3 protein-coding genes are annotated in these 2,037 nt (G+C 47.5%); 1 reads left to right on the plus strand and 2 read right to left on the minus strand.

What is annotated here, in order from left to right; all coding sequences use genetic code 11:
• Positions 1 to 228: 228 nt before the first annotated feature.
• The gene (locus tag ABHC48_RS20440; RefSeq protein WP_102759324.1) at positions 229 to 849 is read left to right on the plus strand and encodes an alpha/beta fold hydrolase; all 621 of its coding nucleotides are present in this window, start codon (positions 229 to 231) and stop codon (positions 847 to 849) included.
• A gap of 50 nt (positions 850 to 899) precedes the next feature.
• Here the strand turns inward: ABHC48_RS20440 and ABHC48_RS20445 are convergent, their stop codons facing one another.
• Together ABHC48_RS20445 and ABHC48_RS20450 are read right to left on the minus strand one after the other, a co-directional pair.
• Entirely contained in the window at positions 900 to 1,088 is a 189-nt protein-coding gene (locus ABHC48_RS20445; RefSeq protein ID WP_002569233.1) for a transposon-encoded TnpW family protein, read from the minus strand.
• The gene (locus tag ABHC48_RS20450; RefSeq protein WP_102759325.1) at positions 1,085 to 1,942 is read right to left on the minus strand and encodes an ATP-binding protein; all 858 of its coding nucleotides are present in this window, start codon (positions 1,940 to 1,942) and stop codon (positions 1,085 to 1,087) included. Before ABHC48_RS20450 ends, ABHC48_RS20445 begins: the two co-directional genes overlap by 4 nt.
• Positions 1,943 to 2,037: the final 95 nt, after the last annotated feature.

The raw sequence follows: 2,037 nt of genomic DNA on the forward strand, positions 1-2,037 counted from the left end.
TGGTCTGTCTTAACATAAAATCCTCCGTTTCCGACAGCCAGCCCCACTATTCCGTACCTTGATTGTACCACATGGGGCGGCTGTCTGTATAGCGGTTTCTGCTTCTTTACCGCCTGTCAAAATGACGATTTTTTACTGTACGGCTTCTCGCTGCAAAAAAGATAGAAAAGTTCATAACTCTGTGATATACTTTACCGTAAATACACATCAGACATTGCAGGAGAGAAAATGAAAACTATATTACTTCATGGATTAGGGCAAACATCATCAAGCTGGAAAAATACGATTAACACTATGGGGAAAAGTGCGGACATTTTATGCCCGAACCTTTTTGATTGGTTTGAAGATAAAGAGGTCTGCTATCAAGTTTTATATCTTGCTTTCTCCGAATACTGTAAGCAATTTTCAGAACCGGTCAATATCTGTGGGCTATCTTTAGGCGGTATTCTCGCATTGCAATATGGGATTGAAAATCCAGATAAAATAAACTCTTTGGCGTTGGTTGCGACACAATATACAATGCCGAAAAAACTCTTGCAATTTCAAAATATGCTCTTTCGGTTTATGCCTAAAAGAACATTTGAAAGCATGGGACTTGGTAAAACGGATTTTATCAATCTGTCAAAATCCATGATAAACTTGGATTTCCAAAAAGAATTGAAGTGTATCAATAGCCCTGTAATGGTTATCTGCGGGGAGAAAGATACAGCAAATAAACAGGCTTCTTTACAGCTTCAATCGCAGTTACCGCAAGCCGAATTATTAGTGATTAAAAATTCTGGACATGAAGTAAACATAGACGCTCCCGAAGATTTGGGGAAAGCACTCTCAGCATTTTTCAACCTATAATTTCTCTGCCAGCGGTCACGCCAAAAGCGTGACCGCTTTTCAGTATCATGTTAAATCGCTGTTTTTTGTGTAGCAGCTTCCGCTTCCAGCACTTTCATCATCTTGTCGGCTGCGGTGTCGGTTGCGCCCTGCTTGAAGAAGCCGGAAACGGTAAGGACGGAGTTGCCCATGCGGATTTCCGTTACACAGTCCGGGCGGCGGTCTGTTTTGGTGGTGCTTGTCTGTTTGGTTTCTGTCATAGGCTCTCCTTTCGCTGCTTCATCAGTTGCTTTAAGCGTTCCAGCTTTTCCTGTGCGGTTTCCTTTCGGAAATTGCTGCCCGTGAAGCGGACGGGGGCGCACATGGAAGTCAGCCTGTCATAGATACGGGCGTGGGGCGTGTCCTGCGGGTGCTGCAATTCCTCCAGCGTGAGGTTGGTCGTGGCGATCAGCGGCTTGCCGCCTCGGTAACGGCTGTCAATCACGCTGTAAACCTGTTCCAGCCCGTATTCTGTCCCTCGCTCCATACCGAAATCATCAAGTATCAGCAGAGGGTAGCTGCAAAGGCGGGAAATATATTCGTTCCTGCCCTCAAAGCTGGCAGCAAGGTCACCCAGTATCGTTGCAAAGTTTGTCATACAGACGGCAACCTCTTTCTCCATAAGGGCGTTGGCGATACAGGCGGCAAGGTAGCTTTTTCCTGTCCCCACGCCGCCCCAGAACAGGTAGCCGATATTTTCAGCCTGCATGGTTTCCCAGCTCTCCACATAAAAGCGGGCGGTTTCGGTCTGTGGGTTTCTGCCGTTGTCATGCTCAAATGTCCAGTTCCGCATAGCAGGGTCGGTAAAGCCCCGGCGTTTCAAGTCCTCCACTTTTTCAAGGTGCTTCTGTCGGCTTTCGGCGGCTTGCTGCTTTTCACGGGCTGCTCGCTGACAGTCGCAGTCTGTTGGGTGGCGGTCATACCCTAACCATTGGGCGGTTTCTTTTGAAAAGTAGGCTTCTTTTGGCGTATGGCACTTGCCACAGTATAAAAGCCCGTCCTCGCCTGTGTAGTCCTCCGCTTCGACGGTAGTGGTTGTAATGTCCGTAATCATAGCTTCAATCTCGTTTTTCATAAGCTCTCGCCCTCCTTACATGAATAATCGGGTATGCCCTGTTTCGGGGCAGCCTTGCCTTTGGCAGCGTCCTCCTGCGCCCACTTGTAAATGGT

Origin of the sequence: Ruminococcus sp. 1001136sp1, from assembly GCF_039841815.1 — a bacterium.
Lineage (GTDB): Bacteria > Bacillota > Clostridia > Lachnospirales > Lachnospiraceae > Blautia_A > Blautia_A faecis.